This window comes from Paenirhodobacter sp. CAU 1674 (assembly GCF_029222945.1).
Classification (GTDB): Bacteria; Pseudomonadota; Alphaproteobacteria; order Rhodobacterales; family Rhodobacteraceae; genus Rhodobacter.
Genome location: NZ_JARHUH010000026.1, coordinates 1 through 2,500 on the forward strand (window position 1 = coordinate 1; position 2,500 = coordinate 2,500).

Genomic DNA, 2,500 nt, shown 5'->3' on the forward strand with positions numbered 1-2,500 from the left:
TGGTTGCGGGAGCAGGATTTGAACCTGCGACCTTCAGGTTATGAGCCTGACGAGCTACCGGGCTGCTCCATCCCGCGCCGGTGACGCGCTTTTGCGTCGGGTTTTTTCACCCCAGAACGATGAGTTTTGAGGTGAGTATCGTTTGAGAGAACGTATCGCTTCTTTCTAGGTTTGGCGGTGACCTACTCTCCCACGTCTTGAGACGCAGTACCATTGGCGCGACGGCACTTAACGGCCGGGTTCGGAATGGAGCCGGGTGTTTTGCTCGTGCTATGACCACCAAACCGAGGAAGAAGCGAACCAAGTCAAGTTCTAACGTATGTGTATACTTGCTGATGCAGAGAAGTTTGTCTTCTACTGGATCAAATCAAGCCAATCGGGCAATTAGTACCGGTCAACTGAATGCATTACTGCACTTACATCTCCGGCCTATCGACGTGGTGGTCTTCCACGGCCCTCAAGGGATACCTAGTTTTGAGGGGGGCTTCACGCTTAGATGCCTTCAGCGTTTATCCTGTCCGTTCATAGCTACCCAGCACTACCGTTGGCACGATAACTGGTCCACCAGTGGAACGTTCACCCCGGTCCTCTCGTACTAGGGGCAACTCCTCTCAAGTATCCTACACCCACGGCAGATAGGGACCGAACTGTCTCACGACGTTCTAAACCCAGCTCACGTACCTCTTTAAATGGCGAACAGCCATACCCTTGGGACCTGCTCCAGCCCCAGGATGAGATGAGCCGACATCGAGGTGCCAAACGATGCCGTCGATATGGACTCTTGGGCATCATCAGCCTGTTATCCCCAGCGTACCTTTTATCCGTTGAGCGATGGCCCTCCCACTTGGGACCACCGGATCACTATGACCGACTTTCGTCTCTGCTCGTCTTGTCAGACTTGCAGTCAGGCAGGCTTCTGCCATTGCACTCAACGAGCGATTTCCGACCGCTCTGAGCCTACCTTCGCGCGCCTCCGTTACTCTTTGGGAGGCGACCGCCCCAGTCAAACTACCCACCACGCAGGGTCCCGGACCCGGATAACGGGCCGCGGTTAGACATCAAGAGTGCGAAGGGTGGTATCTCAAGGGAGGCTCCACAGGAACTGGCGTCCCTGCTTCGAAGCCTACCACCTATCCTGCACATCACAATCCTGATGCCAGTGCGAAGCTATAGTAAAGGTGCATGGGGTCTTTCCGTCTAACCGCGGGTAGTGTGCATCTTGACACACAGTTCAATTTCGCTGAGTCCACGTTTGAGACAGCGGGGAGATCGTTACGCCATTCGTGCAGGTCGGAACTTACCCGACAAGGAATTTCGCTACCTTAGGACCGTTATAGTTACGGCCGCCGTTTACTGGGGCTTCAATTCGGAGCTTGCACCCCTCCTTTTAACCTTCCAGCACCGGGCAGGCGTCAGACTGTATACGTCGCCTTACGGCTTCGCACAGCCCTGTGTTTTAAGTAAACAGTCGCCACCCCCTAGTTTGTGCCCCCTGCCCAGACTTGCGTCCGAACAGGGCCTCCTTCTCGCGAACTTACGGAGGCATTTTGCCGAGTTCCTTAAACGTGGTTCTCTCAAGCGCCTTGGTATACTCTACCTGTCCACCTGTGTCGGTTTAGGGTACGGTCTTGCGGAGGGCTATTTCCAGGGACCTCTAAGCAGCCCTTCCAATCCGATAAGGAAGAACTACCCTCGAGATCCGTCACCATCTCCTGGCCCAGGAATATTAACCTGGTTCCCATCGACTACGCCTTTCGGCCTCGCCTTAGGGGCCGGCTTACCCTGCTCAGATTAGCTTTAAGCAGGAACCCTTGGACTTTCGGCGAGAGGGTCTCTCACCCTCTTTGTCGCTACTCATGTCAACATTCTCACTTCTGATCACTCCACCGGTTGCCTTACAGCCCGGCTTCACAGTCAGAACATTGCCTCCAATGTATCCGAGGATACTAAGGAGGCAGCGTTCTATATCACAGAACGCTCCGCTACCACGTGCATTGCTGCACATCCAAAGCTTCGGCTCGTGGCTTGAGCCCCGTTACATCTTCGCCGCAGGACAACTTATCTAGACCAGTGAGCTGTTACGCTATCTTTAAAGGATGGCTGCTTCTAAGCCAACCTCCTGGTTGTTTTGGTCGTCCCACATGCTTTCCCACTTAGCCACGAATTGGGGGCCTTAGCTGTTGGTCAGGGTTGTTTCCCTCTTCACGACGGACGTTAGCACCCGCCGTGTGTCTCCCGGATAGTACTCTTGGGTATTCGGAGTTTGGTTAGGCTCAGTAAGTCTGTGGGACCCCATCACCCATCCAGTGCTCTACCCCCCAAGGTATTCGTCCGAGGCGCTACCTAAATAGCTTTCGCGGAGAACCAGCTATCTCCAGATTTGATTGGCCTTTCACCCCTAGCCACAAGTCATCCGGACCCTTTTCAACGGGTGTCGGTTCGGACCTCCAGTAAGTGTTACCTTACCTTCATCCTGCTCATGGCTAGATCATCTGGTTTC

Annotated in this window: 1 tRNA gene and 2 rRNA genes (1 of these 3 cut by a window edge); all 3 read right to left on the reverse strand. The window is 54.2% G+C overall.

The features are described from left to right. Positions 1 to 77 (reverse strand) — tRNA-Met (locus tag P2G62_RS17645). A gap of 92 nt (positions 78 to 169) precedes the next feature. After that, positions 170 to 284: ribosomal RNA gene (gene rrf / locus P2G62_RS17650) — 5S ribosomal RNA — on the reverse strand. A gap of 79 nt (positions 285 to 363) precedes the next feature. Then, positions 364 to 2,500 (reverse strand): 23S ribosomal RNA (locus P2G62_RS17655) (it continues 694 nt past the right edge of the window).